Genomic DNA, 20835 nt, shown 5'->3' on the forward strand with positions numbered 1-20835 from the left:
CCGGTAACAGACGACAAGACACTATTCGAGTTTCTTGTATTGGAAAGTGCCCAGGCCGGACTAAGCTGGATAACCATCCTCAAAAAGCGGGAAGGCTACCGCAAAGCCTTTTGCAATTTCGATACCGCGCAAGTGGCGCAAATGACCGATGAAGACGTGGAACGGCTGATGCACTTTGACGGCATCGTGAAAAACCGTCTGAAAATCAAGTCGACCATCACCAATGCAAAGCAGTTTCTTGTCATACAGAAAGAATTCGGCAGCTTTTACAACTATACGCTATCCTTCTTCCCCGACCGGAACCCCATTATCAATCATTTTCAGTCATTGAGTGAGATTCCGGTATCATCTCCCGAATCAGATGCCATGAGCAAAGACATGAAAAAACGGGGATTCAAGTTCTTCGGCTCTACCATTTGCTATGCCCATCTGCAAGCTTCGGGGTTTATCAACGACCATCTGACGGATTGCATTTGCCGAAATCAGAAACAATAAAACAAAGAAATATACAGAAGCAAGCAAAACATCAACACAAAGCGGTCACCCTCCCCCATCGGAAAGGCGACCGCTTCAGTGTTATAAAATCTGTTTCTCAGTATGTAATACACTGAGAAGAAATGTTATTCTATTCCGATACTATGGCATACGGGAAAAAGGATGAACGTAAACTCATAATCAGCGTATGGCACCAGGTATTCCGGACGGGCTATACGTCCCCAACTGTCTTCGCAACCCAGACCAGCTTGCACCTTGTCGATACAGAGATTAGTCAAATCAGCTTCATCCACCTCTTGCGAGTGTCCTTGCTCTTTGCTCCAGCCTTCATCTAAAGACTCGATGGTATAGTGCAAGGCAGATGCGGAGAAGGGAGCGGCTGCCACAATCTTGATGCCATTACCAGACTGATCCAACATCTTCCACCAACGAATATCGGTCTTTGTTCCGTTTTCCTGCGGACGGATGTAGGGATAGAACTGCTCGGCCACACTTTGGCGATAAATGCCTAAGTCGGCGCAATGATTACGGTCAATATAGTTTTCAACCGGACCGCGTCCATAGTATTCAACGGTTTCAAAGCTGCGCGGCATAGGCATCTGCAGACCGAAACGGAACATGTTCGATACTTTGGCATTCTTGTCGGCAGTCAGCTTCTGGGTCACCTTGACGGCACCGGCATTGTTGATGACATAAACAAGGTTCAGCTTAGCTGAAACACCCGGCATGTCGTAAGCAGATTCTACAATCACCTGATTGTTCTCCGTGCGCTGTTTGAAAGAGGTCAGTTTGATTTCCGGATTCTTCCAAGCGATATATTTGCGTTGCAGATTGGCACCGTAGTCGTTGTCAACAGGCGCACGCCAGAAGTTTGGTTTTAAAGCCTCGCCGTCTTTAATCATATCCCGGCCATTCACTTCGTACTTGGTCAGATAACCGTTGTGCTTGTTGATTTCTACGCGGAAAGCATCACCGGAGACGATGAGGTAGTTCCAATCGTTATCCTGTACTTGGGGAGCCGTCATCTCGATATTGCTCTGTTCGCAGTTCTTCAATTCCATGGAAGGAGCTTGGTAAGGATTGAGCGTCAACTGGTCTTTTGCCACTACATGTCCGGCGGAAAGCAATCCTTCACGGTTCTTCAGCTTATAGGAAACATTCAGCAACCACTCGGTGCATTGGCAAGTCTTGCCCAAGTCCAACTTGATTTTGGCTGTCTGTTGGGGAGCTACATTCAGATTATCCACACGACCGGTCCGTATCACCTTACCGCCTTTCAGTACCTCCCACTCCATATAATAGGCAGAAAGATCACGGAAGAAGTATTCATTGAACACATTGATTTCACCGTTCTTCAAGTCGGCCGGAGTAGTCCAGATGTCCTGATAGATACGGCCTACCTCATACATGTGGGGATTGGGCACACGGTCGGGGCTGATAAGACCGTTATCGCAGAAGTTACCGTCGCTGGCATCAAAACGGTTAAAGTCACCGCCGTAGGCATAAATCATCTTACCGTTTTTTCCTGTCCAACGTACAGACTGATCAACAAAATCCCAAATAAAGCCACCTTGGAATTTGGAATATTTACGCACCAAATCCCAATATTCTTTAAAACCTCCTTGCGAGTTTCCCATCGCATGAGCATATTCGCACTGAATCAGGGGCTTTGTCATAGAATCATCCTCACTGTATTTCTTACATCCGTCATAGCCATAATACATCGGGCAATAGATGTCTGTCTTGCCTGTTTTACCGGCTTGTTCATATTGTACGGCACGGCTCGGGTCTTCAGCCTTTATCCAATCGTAGGCAGCTTCGAAATTAGCGCCATAGCCGGCTTCGTTGCCCAAAGACCAGAAAATGATGCTGGGATGATTGAAGCTACGCTGCACATTGCGCTGGTTACGCTCCATATGTGCTTTCCTATAGTCCTCACGTTTGGCAAGTGTCTCTTCCCCATAACCCATTCCGTGGGATTCGATATTGGCTTCGGCCACTACGTAAATACCATATTGGTCGCAGAGGTCGTACCAGAGATTATTGTCGGGATAGTGGCAGGTGCGCACGGCATTCAGGTTGAACTGCTTCATCACCTGAATATCCTGAATCATGCGTTCGCGAGAAATGACGTAACCACCGTCCGGATCCATCTCGTGGCGGTTGGCTCCCTTGAAGAGAACGGGCTGGCCGTTGACAAGTATCTGACTTCCTTTCAGCTCTATCTTTCGGAAGCCCACCTTTACGGGAATCACTTCACTGCTGCCTTGCAAAGTGGCACGCAGGGTATACAAGTAGGGCGTTTCTGCCGTCCACTTATGAGGATTCTCCACATTTATCAAGGCAGTAGCGTTACCTTTGGCGACAGCTGTAGCCACCTGTTTTCCGGCAGCGTCCAGCAGTTCAAGACTGATATTGCCGCCACCCTTCACATCAAGCTGTACTTTCAGGGAACCGTTCTTATAAGCAGTATCCAAATCGGGAGTGACACGGATGTCCTGAATGCGCTTCTTGTCACGGGCATACAAGTAGCAATCGCGCCCTACACCGCTATAACGGAAGAAGTCCTGGTCTTCCAGATACGTCCCGTCACACCAGCGGAATACCTGAAAGGCTATCAGATTCTTTTGTCCCGGCTTCAAGTAGGGTGTCAGGTTGAATTCAGCCTCCAGTTTGCTGTCCTCACTATAACCTACGTACTTGCCGTTTACCCACAAATACATATTGGAAGTCACGGAACCGAAATGAGCCATGATGTCCTTACTCTTCCAGTCGGCAGGTATTACAATCTCACGACGGTAGGAACCTACATTGTTATTCTCCGTTGGCACCTGCGGTGGATTGTTCTTGAACTGATTGCGCCAGGCATATCCGGTATTCACGTAGATAGGGTCGCCGAAACCGTTCAGTTCCCACATACCGGGAACGGCCATATCGCTCCATCCCTTGTCGTTGAACCCCACTTTCCAGAAATCCGTGGGACGGGCATCGGCATTCTTCACCCAGAAGAATTTCCAGATACCGTTCAGAGTCATGTAATTGGAAGAATGTTCTTTTGCTCCACGAGCCGCAGCATCTGCCGACTCATAGGCAAAATAGTTGGTGTGCATCGGAGCACGGTTCACGGCATTCACTTCAGGGTTTTGCCATTCAGTGAAGGACTGTGCGCTTGCGGCAATGGCAAAAGTCGCAAGCAGTCCGGTAATGAAATGTTTCTTCATGGTAAATAGTTTATAAAAATTAGCAACGGCATACAAGCAGAACCGGTATGCCGTCACAAAGATACGCCTATCCTATAATTAAAAGGAAGAATAATCGTTCAAAAAAGGCTGAATTTAATTCTTTAAATAAGTGTTCATAACTAGTTCACATAATTAAATAGGTGACTAAATGGGAATTTATTTTGATTGAGTACTTATCCGCAAACGATAGACTCCGAACGAACGAGGCTGAAGCTCCAGGCTCAGAGAACGGGAAGCCACCTCCACCGGACGAATACGTGGAACAATAGCCTCCTGCTCCAGTGTATTCTTGGCTTTCCAGTCATCACTTTGCAAATAGGTGCAGGAACCCGAGACAAGCTGCCGCTTCTTCAATCCGCTGAACTCTATCTGTACCTTCTCCGATCTGCTGCCCGCATTGACAAGCTTCAGAATTACTTCTCCCGTAGGAGCATCCAGCACTGCCGATGCATAAAGGCTGTCCTGCCCCGTCACGGGTTTTCCGTCCATTTGCAGGTTCAGCACATCTGTTCCGGCATTCATACCGTACATCTGCTGTACGTAATAGTTGGGAGTCCGCATCATACGGAGATTGTCGAACCAAATCAAATCGGGATTCCACTGCCAGGCATCCACATGGGCAAACAACGGAGCATAGGTAGCCAGGCGCACCACATCGGCATTACGTTCCAGTCCCGTCATAAAAGCTGCTTCGGACAGTGCCGCCAAGAAATTATTGGCTTTCCCGGTGGGGTGGTCATGCGATGCATATTCACCGGCAAAGACTTTCGGTCCTTTACGGTCATAGTCATCATAGCGGGCAGCATTGGCAAAGAACCAGTCGGGAGCCATATAATAATGCTCGTCCACCAAATCCACCCCGATGCGTTTCATTTCGGGCCAGAGGTAATCGAACTTGTCCCCATCTGCACTCGGACCGGAAGAACCTACAATCTGCATATCGGGATATTCCGCACGGATGGCTTTCGTGAACACTTCCAGACGCTCGGGATAGACTTCCCCCCACTGTTCATTGCCGATGGCAATCATTTTCAGACCGAACGGTTCGGGATGTCCCATATCGGCACGCACCTTTCCCCACTTGGAGGTTGCAGCACCGTTGGCAAACTCGATGAGGTCGAGGGCATCCTGCACGTACGGGCCGAGTTCTCCAAGGGGAACCACTTCGTTGCTTTCGTATTGGCAGGACAGCCCGCAGCTCAGTACCGGCAGAGGCTCTGCACCGAGGTCTTCACTCAGCAGGAAATATTCGTAAAAGCCAAGTCCGTAACTCTGGAAATAATCCGGGAAAGCTTTATGCTTGAATGTATAGTTCCAGCGATTTTCGTTCAAAGGACGGTTCTCTACCGGACCCACGGAATTCTTCCATTGATAACGGGTGGCAAGGCTGTTGCCTTCGATGATACAACCGCCGGGAAAACGGAATACTCCGGGATTGAGGTCATAGAGGGCTTGTACCAAGTCGGCACGCAATCCATTCTCACGCTTCTTCCAAGTGTTCACCGGGAAGAGAGAGATGTGGTCCATATCTACCGTACCCTCCGTCTGCAACACAACACGCAGACGCGAGCGAACATCGGTAAAAGGAGCTTTCAGCACAGCCGTCAGCTTCTGCCATTCACTGCCTTTCACTTCCAGTTCCTTCTTCAGGAGATTCTCTCCGTTGGAATTCACCAGTTCGACGGAAAGCTTCATTGGTTTGGTATCCGGCGTACGGACATAGGCGGAGAAACGGTAATCTTCTCCTTTTTTCAGGCCGATGCCACGATAACCTTCATTATCCAGTCCGGCACGCAAAAGACAGCCGTCATTGGTAATGCGCACATAATGCGGATTGCGGTCGAAGCAGGGCCGCTCGTCCTGTACCGTCACCTCGCCGAAAGGTATCCACCCCACCAGCGGCTGCGGGAACTCAAAAGAGCGGTTCTTTACCAGTTCGGCATACAAACCACCGTCCGCACCGAAATTAATGTCTTCGAAGAAGATTCCATACATGGCAGGATTTATCCGAGCCGTCGGTTTTGATACATCAACAGTCATCACATGCTGTTGCGCCTGCATGCCAAGAACAACGAACAATGTCAATAGAAATAAAAGTCTTTTCATGGTTTTAATCTGTTTATAACGATAGCATAAGCTAAATTATGACGACATACTTACCTATTCTACATCAATCCTATTTACCGGCAACCATACATCCATCTTGCCCTCACCCCGGTGTGCCCATGCATAATAAGGTATCAGGGTCAGCGTCACATCTCTGGTTGCCAACTTTCCGGCAGCATCAAAACCAAGAGCCTGCACTTCTGTGGTAATTTCGTTGATGCCATACAGCAGTTCGGGCTTCTCCGTCACCTGGAATTTCGGATGACGGTTCAGGATGATATTCTGTATATTAAAATCATTATCGGCCCACTCGGCACAATAAACGATAGGACCACGCTCAACGGCCACCCGTCCACGGTCGGCAACCACTTTTTCATTGGCTTTCACCACACGGGGTTGCATGTCGAAATGCACCTCTACCACATCCCCTTTCTTCCACTTCCGGTCTATCCGGAGATAGCCTTTACGAAGTTCACCGGTCACCTCCTCGCCATTCACCAATACACGATAGCCCAACTTCAGGTCGTCGGCATACGAATAAAGGTCACTCGGAAGTACACTGCCGCGCACCCAACCCGGAATACGGATATTCATCGTAAACGGCAGGTTGCCCTGAGCCACCTTCACACGAATATCTCCGTTCCAGGGGTATCCGGTTTCCTGCTCCAGCACCACTTTCTTTTCATTCAACTTCAGCTCGGCACGGTTGGACAAGAAAAGGTTGACGTACACCTGATTGTCTTTCACGGCATACACATATCCCGGCAAAGAAGGAATGAACCGGCTGATGTTGCTAGGACAGCAGGCACAACCAAACCACGGCTGGCGTGTAATCGTATGGTCGGCATTAAAGTGATACTTACCATCGCAAGACAACGGATTGGGATAGAAGAACTTGCCTCCGTCCAATGAAACGCCGGAGATTAATCCGTTGTAAAGCGTACGTTCCAGCACGTCGAAATACTTGGAATCGCCATGCAGCAGAAAGAGGCGGTAATTCATGTAAACATTGCCGATGGCGGCACAGGTCTCATTGTAGGCAGTCAGATTCGGCAATTCATAGTTATCACCGAAAGCTTCGCCCGCATGACGCGCACCGATACCGCCGGTAATATATATCTTCTTGCCGACGATATTCTCCCATATCTTGTCGATAGCCTTGATGTAGGAGCTGTCACCCGTAATGGCAGCCACATCAGCCATACCGGAATACATGTAACCGGCACGTACGGCATGTCCCACTGCCTCTTCCTGCTCCAGTACAGGCTTGTGCGACTGCAAATAGATGTCCTTGCGTGCCGTAGTGCCGCGCGCGTCGAGGAAGAACTTGGCCTGGTCGAGATATTTCTTATCTCCTGTCACGGTATAGAGGCGTACCAATGCCATTTCGGCAATCTGATGTCCGGGAATCACACGCTTCTGTCCGGGGCCTTCACCGATATTCTTGCATACGCAGTCGGCATAACGGATAGCTATATCCAGGAAGTTCCGCTTGCCTGTAGCTTGATAATAAGCCACAGCCCCTTCCACCATGTGACCCAGATTATAGAACTCGTGGCTCAAATTCTCCACCTCCGACCAGCGGTCCGGCCCCGACCAATCGTGCGGATGCTTGGGATTCATGGTACGTGCGGTGTAAAGATACCCGTCCGGTTCTTGGGCGGCGGCCACTATGACCAATACGCTGTCGATATATTCTTCCAGTTTCTTGTCCGGGTAAGTCTGCAAGGAGTAACTTGCACCTTCAATCGTCTTATAGACATCCGTATCGTCAAAGGAGAAGCCTCCCACCTTATACTCATCACTGGGATGAGTAGCTTTCACAAAGTTTTCATAACGTCCCGTTTCCTCACACTTACTGAAAGCCAACGGGATGGTTACCTCGCGGCTTGCCTTCAAGCGTTGTCCCCAGAAACTGTCCGTCACCTTCACTGAAGTGAAAGGAACCGGGTCGATGGGATAACCGGAATGCAAAGTCTGTTGCTTTTGTGCCGACACACTGCCGGTCATGGCTGCAACAAGTGCCAAAGTCAATAATCGTATCATATCTTTTAAGTTTTTAAGTTCTTAAGTTCCCACGCACGGAATTACACGGATTTATCCTTATTTCCCCTTATTCTCATGGATACGTATCACCGTAAACGAATAGGCAGGCAAGGTATAAGGAAACTCCGTACCGCCGATGTCGACGAAGGCGGAAGTCACGGAACGTGCCTGCTTGTCTTTCGGGTCACCCGTCAGGAGCGTCTTCACTGCCGAGGGATTCTGCAAGTCGATGCCCTTCAGCTTCACTGTAGAGGAAACCTCCACCGGAAGCAGGTTCACCAGCTTTACAATATGGTCACCCGTGGCCTCATCCTTTACCACCGAAACACCGACGCGCTTACGGACAGCCTCTTGCCCATTATTCAGTGTGACGTGCGAGGTGATGTACTGCGTACCCGCATTCTGTCCGTACATCTGCTGTGTGTAGTAGCCCACGGTAGGCTTCACTTCCGTGTTATTGAAATAAATCAAGTCGGGATTCCACTGCGTATGGCCTTCCTTCGCCAGCAACGGGGCGTACGAGGTCATCTCCACCACATCGGCATTACGTTCCACCGAAGTCAGATAGAGAGCTTCTGCCAACGCTGTCTCTATGTTGTTGGAACGTCCGGGCAGGTGGGCGGCATATTCGCCCAGATAGACCTTGGACTTGGTACGGTCATAACGGTCGTAGTAGTCCTGGTTGTGAATCATCCAGCCCGGATCCACGTAATAGTGTTCGTCCACCATGGGCACGCCCAGTTCCGTGGCAAGGCGCCAGCCCTCCGCATAGTCCGTGCCTTCGTAGAAGGGACCTACAGTGCCGACAACCGTAATTTCGGGATGCTTCTCCCTGACAGCCTTGTATATCATGGCAAAGCGCTCCTCAAACACTTCGGTAATCATATCCTCGTTGCCGATGCCGATATACTTCAGATTGAAAGGCTTGGGATGGCCTGCCTCAGCACGCTTCCTGCCCCACACAGTGCGGCGTGCATCGCCGTTGGCATACTCTATCAGGTCGAGCACATCCTGGATATAGGCAGGCATCTCTTCCATCGGGATGCCACCCTGCTGGCCGTAGCGCATCAGTTCCTTGTTGGCCCCCTGCGGACAGTTGTCGGCATAGTGCGAGTGTGTGCCCGAATTCTGGCACGGCACGCCCGCTGCCAATACCGGCAGAGGTTCGGCACCTATATCTTCGCAGAAGCGGAAGTACTCGAAGTAGCCCAGTCCGCGTGTCTGATGATACCCCCACAGATTGCGCAACGGCTTACGCGCTTCGAGCGGTCCGATAGAGCCTTTCCAGTCATAGATATTATCAATGCCGTCGCCATGAGCCACGCAGCCGCCGGGGAAGCGGACGAAGCGTGGATGCAGGTCGGCAAGCGTCTGCGCCAGGTCGGCACGCAAGCCGTTCTTATGGCCCTTGAATGTATTTTGCGGAAAAAGGGAAATCATATCGAGATGCAGTGTCCCCACCGTCTGCGGCTGGAGCGAGAGGACGGCGGCACGCACGTCGGCATTCGCCGTCAGCACCGTCTGCTGTTTCTTCCACTCTTTGGAGGACACATTGACGGAAGAGCGGGCAATCTCACGGCCCGTCTGGTCGAGCAGGCAAACAACCACCTTGCCTCCCTTGCTGCCCGGTGCCACGCGGGCGAAGAGAGAGAAATCGTACTTCTCCCCTTTCTTCAAGCTGATGCCGTCGAAACCGTCGTTCTGCAATGTCACTCCGGGACGCGCCTCCAATACGGCATAATGAGGGTTATTGGGATGAATGGGGTCGGCAGCGGCAATGGTAACGGCAGCCGAAGTATTCCCCTCTTTCACCGCCCAGGCATATGTGCCGTCCCAACCTTGGTGTGAACCGTCCTTAGACGAATACTCGAAGTCGCGGTTCTGTACCAGCTCGGCATACAGTCCTCCATCCGCAGCATAGTTGATGTCTTCGAAGAAAATACCTATCAGATGCTTGCTGATGGTTTTTGCACATTCCGTCTCCACTTCGATAGTCGCCTCCACCGGTTTCAGTCCGGCAAAACGTACGGGGTCTTGCTCGGTACGTTCGGCATGGAGTGCCTGGCGGTACTTCTTATGCTCTGCAAAGGAGATGACACGCTGCACCGTGGCATACGGTACACGCTGCATCCAACCCTGCTGTACGGTACCGTTCAGCAGAACCTCCTTCCGCACGTTAGGATAGACCTCCGCCGGCCGGTATTCGGCAAGGCGAGAACGGTCAAAGTATTTCTGCGCTTTCCATTGCAGCAAGTCGGGAGACTCGACGTATGCAAGGGAGTTTCCGCTTTCCGTCAGTTCCCAGATACAGTGCCAACGGTCGTCGGCACGGGTCTGCATCAAGTGCGGTTTCAGCATCCGCTTCATTTGCCCCCAGGGGCCGAAGTCCGAGTTGACAAAGGAGCTGCCCTCTGCCACGCTGAACCATCGGTTGCCATTGGGACTCCAGGCTAGTTTCAGACCGCCACTGCCGTCGGCATGGGAGTAGGAAAAGAGATAGACTGAATCGGGTTCATTCGCCACTCCATTCGTTATAGCCTGCAAAGGAACGGTCAGTGTCAAGAACAGACACAAGGACAATAATTTCAAGAATCTATTCATGGTATTAAGTCGGTATTAATCATTCACATTTAGTTCGATAGTCACAATCAGCCGTATTCTGAATGCCATTCAGTCGTATAGTGAATAGGGTTCAGTCGTATAGTGAATGCCATTCAGTATACGACTGAATCAGGACAATTATAAACCTCTGATAATCAAAGATTTGCAAAAGGAGTAATCCGTTATGATATATCATTACAAAACAAGGGTTGCTCCATGCCTTCTTTATTCCACGATTACCGCCCCTCCCTGCGGCTGAACCGTGAGTTGCAGAGAGCCGTCAGTCTTTATCTTCTGCAGCTTTAATTGAGGCTGCATCTTCTTGTCATCACTATACAGAGACACCTCTTGTCCTGCCAGCACAGGAAGGTCAAGCTTCAGTTTCAATGGTTCCGCCGTTGCATTGACAGCGGCTATGTACCACGTGTTGCCATGACGACGGGCAAGAACAATATATCTCCCCGGATAGCCGTCAATGAAACGGGTCTCGTCCCAAGTAGTGGGCACTTGTTTCATAAAGTCGAGGCAGATTTGCGGAGCATCCGTCAAGTTATTAGGTGCCAAGGCGAAGTTCTGGATAGGATTTTGGAACAGCACTGCCGTTGCCAGCTGAAAGATGTCCGTGGTGCGGCGAATAGTTCCGCCATCGTTGCTGCGGTTCAAACGCTTGTTCAGGAACACACCGCCAAACTCCATGCATCCCACAGCATTGCGGATGAAAGGGTGCAGCGTGGCATTGAACGCCTCGTTATCACAGAAATGCTGGCTAAATACCAGATTCTCGGAAGCCAGCACCGCCTCGCTGCCTACGTAATTGGGATACATCCGTTCCCAGCCGCGAGGCAAGGTACAGCCGTGGAAGATAACCATCAGACCGTGGCCGTCGGCATCGCTCAGAATCTCCTCGTACAAACGCAGGGTCTCCTGCTTGTCACCGCCGAAGAAGTCTACTTTGATACCCTTCACACCCAGACTTTGCAACCAGCGCATCTCTTGCTTGCGGGCAATGGAGTTATCCATCCGGTTGACGGGACTCTGCTCTATATCGTTCCAGTAACCACTGGAGCTATACCACAAGAATACCTCCACACCCTTGCTACGGGCATACTTGATAAACTGTTCCATGCGGTCGCGACCGATGTTGTTGTCCCACCAGTTGTCAATCAATACATATTCGTATCCCATGGCGGCTGCCAAGTCAACATAGCGCACCTGGTCGTCGTAGTTGATGCTGCCGTCCTGCCAGAGAATCCAGCTCCATGTGCCACGGCCCGGCTTGTAATCATGGGTGGTGGTATAGCGTGGTTCCACTACATCCCAGGGGACGGTGGTTTCCACAATCGGCTTCAAGGTTTCCCCCACCGTCACAGTACGCCACGGCGTGGAGCCCGGCAGGGAAAAGGCAGGTGACACCGTTCCGTTGCCGTTGTTCTCTTCCGGCATGGGGAAAGCAATGCGATACACGCCGTTATCCCAATCACTCAAACGCGAGCCACAATAACGGCTGTCCACTCCGGTTTCACTGAGCAGTACCCAGCCGTCATCCCCCACCTTGAACAAGCAGGGAAATGTATATCCATGTCCATAACCCGAACGTTCGTTCATCGGGGCATCTGCCTTATATTCTTCTTCGTAACTGGGTTTGGTACGCTTCCACCCTATCATGGCGTCGCTCTGCGGACAAAGGAAAGTGGTGGTCTGCGACGGGAAGCGGAAGCCGGTCCGTTCGCTGTTCACCGTGACGCTTCCTTTTCCCTGCTCCCTCGGCAGGGTGTAACGGAAAGCCACGTCATTGTTGCTGACGCGGAAAGTTATCTGCACATTCTTCCCCTCACCGTTGACGAATGAACAAAGCAATTCGTTTGCCCAGTAATGGATGCGCGAAGCTTTGATCCGGGATTGTTCATAAACCGTATCGAGAGCTGTGACTTTATGTTCCTTCAACTGCAATCCTCTATAGAAATCACCCACATTTGTCTCCATCCCCAAGGGAGAAGATTCCAGCATTTGCTTTCCATTGTAGGTGACGGCGTAAGACACTTCGCCGTTGGCTGACGGGCAGGATACCGTAAGCTGCAATTTTCCATCCGGACCATTGACAGATACACTCTGTGCTGCCAGCGGACCTGAGAGGGCAAACAGCCAAACCAGTAATTTCAATCTATTCTTCATGGTATTAAATTATTATGTTACATCATTAAATCAAAGGGTAGGCACCACCGGCTTGATGGTTCCGTCTTCATTGAACTCCATCCGGTCTATGCAGACTTCACGATGAACGCCGGGACCATCTTTCAAGTACCATTTATTGATACGGTGGTAAACGATTCTCCACTCATCTGTACCGGGAATCTGCAATACAGCGTTGTGTGCCGGACCGTAAATCTCCTTTTCCGGATTCTGAATCAGTACAACGGGTTGCTTGGCAACTTCGATAGGACCGAGCGGCGACTTGGACGTACCGTATGCCACATGGTAATTGGGCGAACCGGTATCGTCTACCGACCACATGAAATAGTAGAGCCCGTTGCGATAAAAGACATAGGCTGCTTCGCGGAAAGCATAGTCCTGCAAGGTGCCTCCCTCCGGCGTCATCACCGTAACGGTATTTTCCTTGATGGACACCATATCGTCGTTCAGCTCGGCACCTGCCATGTAGCCGTTGCCCCAGTAAAGATAGGATTTGCCCGAAACAGGGTCTGTAAACACATCCACATCAATCTGTTGCCCGCCACCGACGGGTGAAGCAGTAACGACAGGGCGTCCCAAATCGGTGAAAGGGCCGGCCGGAGAATCGCTCGTAGCCACTCCAATCTGCTTGCCGCCGCCATTCTTGGGGTTTCCACTGTAATAGAAGAAGTATTTATACTTACCGTCCACTTTTTTCTCTTCAATGCAAGGCGCCCAAGCATTGCCATCTGCCCAGGGCACTTGCTCCGACTTCAAGTCCAGCATGACGCCTTCATCCTGCCAGGTCTTCAAATCCGTGGAGGAGAATACGGTGAAATACCAGCCTCCCCAACCCGGCTGTCCGTCCGTAGTAGAATAGATGTAATACTTTTGGGTCTGATGGGAATAAAGGATTTCCGGGTCGGCATGGAAACCCGGCAATACGGGATTGTTGGGCAATGCGCCCAGTTCTGTCGGCTTGCCCCATTCATCGGTAATGCGCAACAGCTCATGGCGGGTAATGGGGATAATGGTCCCATGACGGGGATGGAAGTTCATCTTCACCTCGCTGTCTATCACCTTAAAATTCTTCAAGTCAGTGGTTTCCGTAAACTGATAGCTTCCTTTCATATAGACGTCGTACATCAGGATATACTTATCCTGCCCTATCAGTTTGAAAGTGCCCGCACCCTCTACGGCTTCCTTAGTCTGTTGCTTGTAATCGGGCTCTTCCGTCCATGCCCCGGAGGTCAGGGAACGGGTGGTGGCCACCTTTATGCCGTTTCCATGCCCTTCCGTCTTATAGAAAAGGTGGAAAACACCATCCTTATAGACAATGTCTCCATCGATGCACGATTTCCCGTTCTCCGGCAGAAACAATGGCTTGGGCTCTCCCTCCAAATCCGTAAACTCCGCATTGGCATAAGCATAATATATGACATCGGCTCCATCGCCATGCAGCATAGACCAATACACCATGTACTTTCCCACCTCCGGGTCGTAGATAGTCTGCGGAGCCCATACACGCTTCAAATCCTCCTGACCTGAATAGCGCTTCTGTATATTGATAACGGAGTGAGACCAGTTGACCAAGTCGGTAGATTTCAGCAAAACCATGGCACGGTTGGAACTCCATCCATTGGCTGAAACCATATCTGTCACTACCATATAGAAAGTCTTGCCATCCTCGCAACGAAGGATATGCGGGTCGCGGACTCCCCCGGTGGAGCTGATGACTTTCGAGTCGATTACCGGTTCATTATCATTCAATGCCCAGTAGGTATAACCGTCCATGCTTACAGCATAGCGCACAGCTTCTTCATCGCCACTATTCCCAGTGAAATAAGTGAACAAATAAGCTACATAATCTTTTTCGGGAAAGGATTTTTGCCAGGAATATCCCGGAAGTGCAAACAACGACAATAACATTGCCGCCAAAAGCATCCGGAAAGTGTTTTTCATCCGTACAATCATAATCTTTTTATATTAAACCTTTTAACGGGTGTAAAATTAACACTATATACATTATAATACAAAGAAAGTGTATATGTTGTGTAACATATACACTTATTTAATCTCTCCAATCAGTCGGCATTCAAAAAACGCACCATCTCACAAGCTGCCAGCAGAAATGCCCCTACCCCAAAGTTAGCAGTAGAGTTGGCATCAACCACTTGTCCGGGAATGGCTTTCTCGCCAATCGGCTGTACATACCCTATGCGGCCATCGGGCTGCAAGGCTACAGTAGTCAGATAATTCCACGCCTTCATCACTACGGGTTGATAAGTAGCCTTGTCCAGCAAGCCGTTGTTCATCCCCCATAACAGACCATAGGTAAAGAAAGCCGTACCGCTGGTTTCAGGACCGGGAGCATGCTCAGGGTCGAGCATACTGCGTGTCCAGTAGCCTTCCGGCTGCTGGCAGGCAGCCACGGATTTGGCCATCGTCTGGAAGCGGTCTATGTACTCCTGGCGGTATTGGTCTGTTTCGGGCAGGTCTTTCAGTACCTTTGCCAAGGCAGCCAGCACCCAACCGTCGCCACGCGCCCAGAAGTCTTTCTTACCATTCACACTTTTATGTTTTGGATAAATATATTTGCCGTCGCGATAGTATAGGCCTTCCTCCGCATCGTACATGATGCTGTTGGCATAGGTCCAGTATTCATGCAGTTTCTCCAGATATAACGGATTGCCGGTCAGCTTGTACATCTTTGTCATAACGGGCATTACCATGTAAAGTCCGTCTGCCCACCACCAATAATCGTTCTTGTCCGTACTCATCTGGTATTCCATCACTTCGCGCGCACGGGCTATCTTCCCGGAATCCGGCTTCACGGTATACAAATCCGCATAAGTCTGGAAACAAATCTGATAATCACCGAAAAGCACATAATCATCACTCTCCCCATAGCTGTACTTCCACTCTTCCTTGTTGTCACTCTTCGCGCCTTTCCATTCATTATGTTCTGCCCACGCCTCGGAATAGGCATAGCATTCCGGATTACCGGTCAGGAAGAACACCTCCATGTTTCCCGTATGATAGGCGGCATTGTCCCAGAAAGAGCGCCCATGTTGCGGATGGGTCTCCTGCCAATAGTTGTTCACCCGATTGATAATCTCAATCACTTCTTCCGGTTTCGGCTGCTGAGCGGTGCATGAGAACAGTCCCCAGCAAAAAGCCAAACCCAATAAAAATAAGCATGTCGTTTTCATATACTAATACTGTTCTTTTATCTTATTACTTCCAATACATATACCGATTGCGGTGCAAACTCCACAACCCGCTCTCCGTCTCCTTGCTTGGCATGCTGCACAAATAGATGCAGCCGCTTCCTGCTCTTCCACAATTCCGTGTCATGAGACGGTTCCCAGGCACCGACAGTGAAGTCGGTCAAATCGCTGATGCTCCACTTACTGTTTGCCACATCCGTAGCGTGCGCCAAAGAGACTTTGCTCCCCCGTTCTTCATCCCTGAATACATAAAATATCTCCCCGCCATCTACTACGATGCGCGGACGGGCCATCGGAATCATCTTCGTGCCTCCACCTTTCAGGGAAAACGGAGTGGTACGCCCGGAGACCTGGCGGCTGTGCCACATCTGCCCGTCATGCCAGACAATCCGGTATTGCGGGACGTCGCTGTCCGGGTCGCGCCAATAGGAAGCAATGTACGGATTGCCGCCTGCATCGGCACTCATGCTGGTCTGGTTTATCAGTTCCGAATTCTGAGGAATGCGGCAGGCATACTCTGCATTACCCAGACGGATGGGCAAATCATATTTCTTGCCATTTGCCTTATACCATGTTACGCCATTGTCAAAGGAACGGGCGTAGCATAGGTCATGGTTGGTTTCCACATGCCAAGTCTCGCGCCAGACCCACGACAGATGGATGGTTCCAAGCTCATCTACATATAGCTGCCAGTAAGCATTGCGCTTGTTCTCGCCATCAATCAGTACATCCTGCACACGGCTCCATTTCTTCTCCTTCAAGGAATAGCGGTTCATCACCAGGTTGCCCCGGCCGGAAGAACCGGAACGGTATGCAAACAGCAGGTCGCCTCCGGACAGCAGATAAAACTCCGGATAGGTTACATTGCCTTCATCCACGCCCGTCATGGGCTCCTTCTCACCCAATTCCAGTGAATGGGGTGCAATGCTGCGACAGTAGTTCAAGGGCTGTCCGTGATGGTCGAAGGCTACATGAATATACCCGTCACCATCCAGCATCATGCTGATGACGTTATGGGCATCCTTCACATTCCCTTTATACTGTGTGCGGTGCAGTGTCCACTGTCCGGCATGGAGGTTCCGTTTTCCAAGAGTCAGGAACCCTTCCGCATCATAGTAACTGATGTATTGCTCGTCACCTTGCGTCACCAGCGAATTATTACGGAATACGGCAGTGTTGACGGAAGTCTGGCTGTATCCTTTCCCCACTTCCACCAGATGCGTTTCGGGAAGGACACCGGCAGCACCCTGTGCACAGAGTGCCACCGGAAATCCACCAATCCCCCAAACAATTAATATAAATACTATAAAAAATGAATCAGTCTTACTCATAATAGGCATGGTCTTTGGGGAATTCTTCACCACCCCACGCCTTTTTCGAGGTCCATGCCTGCGGAGCATCTGTCCAGAACGGATGGTCGGCGGGCAAGCCCAGGGGCAAGAATGCCAGGGAAGCCATGTAAAGGCTGCCGTTGTTAGTATACCAGTCGGAGATATGAGGCTGGGAACCATTGAATCCCAATGTCAGAAAACCTTTCTCGTTGAAGTTCCGGTTGTCACCGAACATACGGTTGATGACAGCTGTCATGGCAACACGTACCTGTCCGTTCGACAATTCCTTGGGCAACCATCCACGCCATGCCAACAAAGCCAATGGTTGGAGGGTACCGGTGCGGTAGGTAATGGAACGCCCGAATACGGGGAAGGCCCCCTCGGGAGAGATGAAACGTTCCAGAATCATGCCGAAACGCTGCATGCGCTTCTGGGCACGCTGGAAATTGCAATCCGGCGCATTCCATATCTTATTTTTTCCACTGTTCGTAAAGACTTCCAGACACTCCACATACATGGGATGGAGTACGAAGCTGTTGTAATAGTCAAAGGCAAATCCCGGTCCGTCGCTATAGAAGCCGTCACCTACATACCACTCTTCCACCTTGCGCAGAGCGGAGACAATACGGTAAGCATCACTCTTGGCACCAGCCTTGCGCAGGAAACATTCTACCGTAGACGAGAACAGCAGCCAGTTGGTATAAGGAGGGTCCACACGGCGCAACTGGGTGAACTCTTCAATGTAACGCCGTTTAGTCAAACTATCCAGAGGCACCCACAAAGCATCGTATCCTCGCAGGAAGCTTTCAGCAACATAAGCGGCATCGACCAGCGGCTGTCCCTCTTTCCGCCAAAGTAGGTAATCCTGACTTTCCGGGTCTACCGCCTGCGCATAACTTTTCAATGCCCACTCGCGGAGCTGCCTGCGCTGCTTGCCTTCGGCAGTGTCATCGTCCGGCAAAGAGAGCCAGGGTGCCAACCCCGCCATCAGACGTCCGAAACATTCCATATAGGTCACCCGTTTGTCGCGTCCATCCCAAGTGGGGCTAAGCTCCACCTGCATATTTTCCTGGAGCTTCCCTTCACTCATATTGCTCAGTACCGGAGCAGCCATTTGATACAACACCCCGGCCCAAAGTTCGCGGTCTGTCACTTCCTTCTCTTTTTTCTTCTTGGCAGCCATTTCCTGAGCGGGCAGCAATAAAACTGCCACCAGCAGCAGCCATAAGTAGTTACTTTTTCTCATGATATTATTTAAGTTTGTTTTTCAATACTGCAAAATTACCCCATTCCCGGTAATTTCGGGGGCACTATTGTTTCAAAAAGGGGTAAATATCGGTCATTAGTACCCCAAAAGCTCAGAAATCACAAGAAAAAGCCTAAGATTAAGCCGTGCTACGACGGAAGTGAATAAAGTATTTGCCGCTATATTTGTTTCTTCATGAACTGCACCAGTACGAGGGCAATGCAATAAGCTATAATCTGTTCAAACCAAAAGTCAAGTCCTTCAAACATATTACTCATTATTTTAATAGACACCCATTCCTTTTTCTGATAACAAAGGAAAGGAGTTTATTCGGAATAATGAATTTCCATACGACTCAAAAAATGTTCTATTTTTCCGGATTACAGACAAAACTGAGAATATCCACCAAGACACTGACTACTTCCATATTACATTAAATGTCCCGAAAACCGATATATTCTCCTGCCAAAAGACTATTTTTGCAACAAATATCCATAAGCATACCATGGCAGGCATCTATATTCATATACCTTTTTGCAAGACACGCTGTATCTATTGCGATTTTTATTCCACCACTCGCAGCGAATTGAAGCAGCAGTACATCCGTGCCTTGTGCACTGAACTGAAAACCCGCAAGGGTTATCTGAAGGAAGAACCGATAGAGACCATCTACTTTGGCGGAGGAACTCCCTCACAGCTCGCTCACGAAGATTTCGAGCAGATATTCCGGACTATCAAAGAGGTGTATGGAACAGAACATGCCGAAGAAATTACCCTCGAGGCCAATCCCGACGACCTGACGGAAGAATATGTGTCCATGCTGCGCACCCTCCCCTTCAACCGCATAAGCATGGGGATACAGACATTCGACGCCCCCACCCTGAAACTGTTGAACCGCCGGCACAATGCCGCGCAAGCCATCGCAGCCATACACCGCCTCCGCCAAGCCGGCTTCCGGAATATCAGCATCGACCTCATCTATGGACTACCGGATGAAACAGACCAACGGTGGGAACGCGACCTGCAACAAGCCGTCGGCCTTGATGTGGAGCATATCTCCGCTTATCATCTGACTTACGAAAAAGGCACCCGCATCTACGAAATGCTGCAGAGCCATCGTATCAGCGAAGTGGACGAAGAGAGTAGCCTGCGCTTCTTCTCGGCGCTCATGGACACCCTGGGAGCCGCGGGGTATGAGCATTACGAAATATCCAACTTCTGCAAGCCCGGCATGTACTCACGCCACAACACTGCTTACTGGAAAGGCATTCCGTATTTGGGCTGCGGCCCTTCCGCCCACTCCTTCAATGCGGAGACAAGGGAATGGAACACAGCTTCTCTGGAAGGATACATAAAGTCCATTGAAGAGGGGCACCGTTCCTCCGAAACAGAAATTCTGGATAAAGTGACCCGTTACAATGAATACATCATGACTTCCCTGCGTACCATGTGGGGAATCTCCCTGACATATACGGAAGAAGCCTTCGGCACAGAGTTGTGCCAATATTGCACGAAAATGGCAGCCCCCTACCTCCAAAGCCACAAACTGGAGATGCAGGCAGACCGCCTGCGCCTGACCCGGGAAGGCATCTTTGTTTCGGACGGCATAATAAGCGACCTGATGTTCATTGATTAACAGCAAAACCGGGAGACTGCATGACCGAACAAGAAGTCAGACGCTACTTGCGCCAAATGAAGGAAGAAGACTCGGAACGGGCTTTTCACAGTTTCTACAATCTGTGCTACGACCGCTTGTTCCGTATTGCCTGCTATTTCGTGAAGCACGAAGAATGGGCGCAAGAAATTGTGCTCGACGTCTTCATGAAGCTTTGGGAACAACGCGCCCGGCTGCCGGAAGTGAACAACATAGAGGATTACTGCTTTATCCTTACCAAAAACGCCTCCCTCAATTACCTGGAAAAAGAGAACCGGCACCCTACACTCTCGTCCGAACAGCTTCCCGAAGTTTCCGGCCAGGCCGATTCTCCCGAAGACACTCTTATCAGCGAAGAACTGTTTGCCCGATATGTCAAGGCGCTCGACCGCCTGCCGGAGCGTTGCCGTGAAGTATTCATCCGCCTGCGCGAAGAGAAACAAAGCTATGCACAAGTGGCGGAGGAGCTGAACATCAGCACAAAGACAGTAGACGCGCAACTGCAAAAAGCACTCACAAGACTCAAGGAAGCATTGCTGACGGAGTGAACTCTGCTTCATCTTCCTTGCAAGAAGCCGCGTATGCATGTATGAGATGTACATCTCGAGCTGCATGAGATACATATCTCGCACAACATGAGATGCACATCTCGAGCACACCTTCCCTATTGATTGAAACAGAGAAACAAGGAAGTCATACGTAGGTAGGACAGACT

The 20835-nt window shown here is 50.3% G+C and carries 12 protein-coding genes; 3 read left to right on the top strand and 9 right to left on the bottom strand.

Annotated features, from left to right (window positions below):
• Positions 1 to 495 (top strand): DNA-3-methyladenine glycosylase I (locus tag DWY55_RS18585; protein WP_133303492.1); only part of this gene is annotated, 495 nt, incomplete at its 5' end.
• A gap of 125 nt (positions 496 to 620) precedes the next feature.
• Here the strand turns inward: DWY55_RS18585 and DWY55_RS18590 are convergent.
• From DWY55_RS18590 to DWY55_RS18630, 9 genes are all read right to left on the bottom strand, one after another.
• Entirely contained in the window at positions 621 to 3716 is a 3096-nt protein-coding gene (locus DWY55_RS18590) for a glycoside hydrolase family 2 TIM barrel-domain containing protein (RefSeq protein ID WP_061411260.1), read from the bottom strand.
• Positions 3717 to 3893: 177 nt separating this feature from the next.
• Positions 3894 to 5843: an alpha-L-arabinofuranosidase C-terminal domain-containing protein gene (locus tag DWY55_RS18595; protein ID WP_005830131.1), complete on the bottom strand. Its 1950-nt coding sequence runs from the start codon at positions 5841 to 5843 to the stop codon at positions 3894 to 3896.
• A 54-nt stretch (positions 5844 to 5897) separates the two neighbouring features.
• A complete protein-coding gene (locus DWY55_RS18600; protein WP_165859523.1) occupies positions 5898 to 7889 on the bottom strand; it encodes a glycoside hydrolase family 127 protein in 1992 nt (663 codons plus the stop codon).
• Between the two features lie 57 nt (positions 7890 to 7946).
• Complete coding sequence (locus DWY55_RS18605; RefSeq protein ID WP_120178239.1) at positions 7947 to 10490, bottom strand: alpha-L-arabinofuranosidase C-terminal domain-containing protein; 2544 nt, start codon at positions 10488 to 10490, stop codon at positions 7947 to 7949.
• 225 nt (positions 10491 to 10715) lie between these two features.
• Positions 10716 to 12662: a glycoside hydrolase family 97 protein gene (locus DWY55_RS18610; protein WP_117879047.1), complete on the bottom strand. Its 1947-nt coding sequence runs from the start codon at positions 12660 to 12662 to the stop codon at positions 10716 to 10718.
• A gap of 30 nt (positions 12663 to 12692) precedes the next feature.
• Positions 12693 to 14633: a family 43 glycosylhydrolase gene (locus DWY55_RS18615; protein ID WP_005830122.1), complete on the bottom strand. Its 1941-nt coding sequence runs from the start codon at positions 14631 to 14633 to the stop codon at positions 12693 to 12695.
• Positions 14634 to 14743: 110 nt separating this feature from the next.
• The gene (locus tag DWY55_RS18620; protein ID WP_005830120.1) at positions 14744 to 15871 is read right to left on the bottom strand and encodes a glycoside hydrolase family 88 protein; all 1128 of its coding nucleotides are present in this window, start codon (positions 15869 to 15871) and stop codon (positions 14744 to 14746) included.
• 17 nt (positions 15872 to 15888) lie between these two features.
• Positions 15889 to 17220, bottom strand: a complete 1332-nt coding sequence (locus DWY55_RS18625) for a BNR repeat-containing protein (protein ID WP_016273056.1) — start codon at positions 17218 to 17220, stop codon at positions 15889 to 15891.
• Entirely contained in the window at positions 17213 to 18466 is a 1254-nt protein-coding gene (locus DWY55_RS18630; protein WP_008664136.1) for a DUF2264 domain-containing protein, read from the bottom strand. The genes DWY55_RS18625 and DWY55_RS18630 overlap by 8 nt, the downstream gene beginning before the upstream one ends.
• A 505-nt stretch (positions 18467 to 18971) precedes the next feature.
• Between DWY55_RS18630 and hemW the strand changes: the two genes are divergently transcribed.
• A complete protein-coding gene (hemW, locus tag DWY55_RS18635) occupies positions 18972 to 20102 on the top strand; it encodes a radical SAM family heme chaperone HemW (RefSeq protein WP_008664138.1) in 1131 nt (376 codons plus the stop codon).
• A 20-nt stretch (positions 20103 to 20122) separates the two neighbouring features.
• On the top strand, positions 20123 to 20668 hold the full coding sequence (locus tag DWY55_RS18640) for an RNA polymerase sigma-70 factor (protein WP_008664140.1): 546 nt from the start codon (positions 20123 to 20125) through the stop codon (positions 20666 to 20668).
• Positions 20669 to 20835: the final 167 nt, after the last annotated feature.

Origin of the sequence: Bacteroides sp. AF25-38AC (genome assembly GCF_003602995.1) — a bacterium.
Lineage (GTDB): Bacteria > Bacteroidota > Bacteroidia > Bacteroidales > Bacteroidaceae > Bacteroides > Bacteroides uniformis.

Excerpts from the sequence above, each read along its gene's own strand:
- DWY55_RS18590 (WP_061411260.1), bottom strand. The coding sequence starts at position 3,716 with ATGAAGAAACATTTCATTACCGGACTGCTTGCGACTTTTGCCATTGCC.
- DWY55_RS18595 (WP_005830131.1), bottom strand. The coding sequence starts at position 5,843 with ATGAAAAGACTTTTATTTCTATTGACATTGTTCGTTGTTCTTGGCATG.
- DWY55_RS18600 (WP_165859523.1), bottom strand. The coding sequence starts at position 7,889 with ATGATACGATTATTGACTTTGGCACTTGTTGCAGCCATGACCGGCAGT.
- DWY55_RS18605 (WP_120178239.1), bottom strand. The coding sequence starts at position 10,490 with ATGAATAGATTCTTGAAATTATTGTCCTTGTGTCTGTTCTTGACACTG.
- DWY55_RS18610 (WP_117879047.1), bottom strand. The coding sequence starts at position 12,662 with ATGAAGAATAGATTGAAATTACTGGTTTGGCTGTTTGCCCTCTCAGGT.
- DWY55_RS18615 (WP_005830122.1), bottom strand. The coding sequence starts at position 14,633 with ATGATTGTACGGATGAAAAACACTTTCCGGATGCTTTTGGCGGCAATG.
- DWY55_RS18620 (WP_005830120.1), bottom strand. The coding sequence starts at position 15,871 with ATGAAAACGACATGCTTATTTTTATTGGGTTTGGCTTTTTGCTGGGGA.
- DWY55_RS18625 (WP_016273056.1), bottom strand. The coding sequence starts at position 17,220 with ATGAGTAAGACTGATTCATTTTTTATAGTATTTATATTAATTGTTTGG.
- DWY55_RS18630 (WP_008664136.1), bottom strand. The coding sequence starts at position 18,466 with ATGAGAAAAAGTAACTACTTATGGCTGCTGCTGGTGGCAGTTTTATTG.
- hemW (WP_008664138.1), top strand. The coding sequence starts at position 18,972 with ATGGCAGGCATCTATATTCATATACCTTTTTGCAAGACACGCTGTATC.
- DWY55_RS18640 (WP_008664140.1), top strand. The coding sequence starts at position 20,123 with ATGACCGAACAAGAAGTCAGACGCTACTTGCGCCAAATGAAGGAAGAA.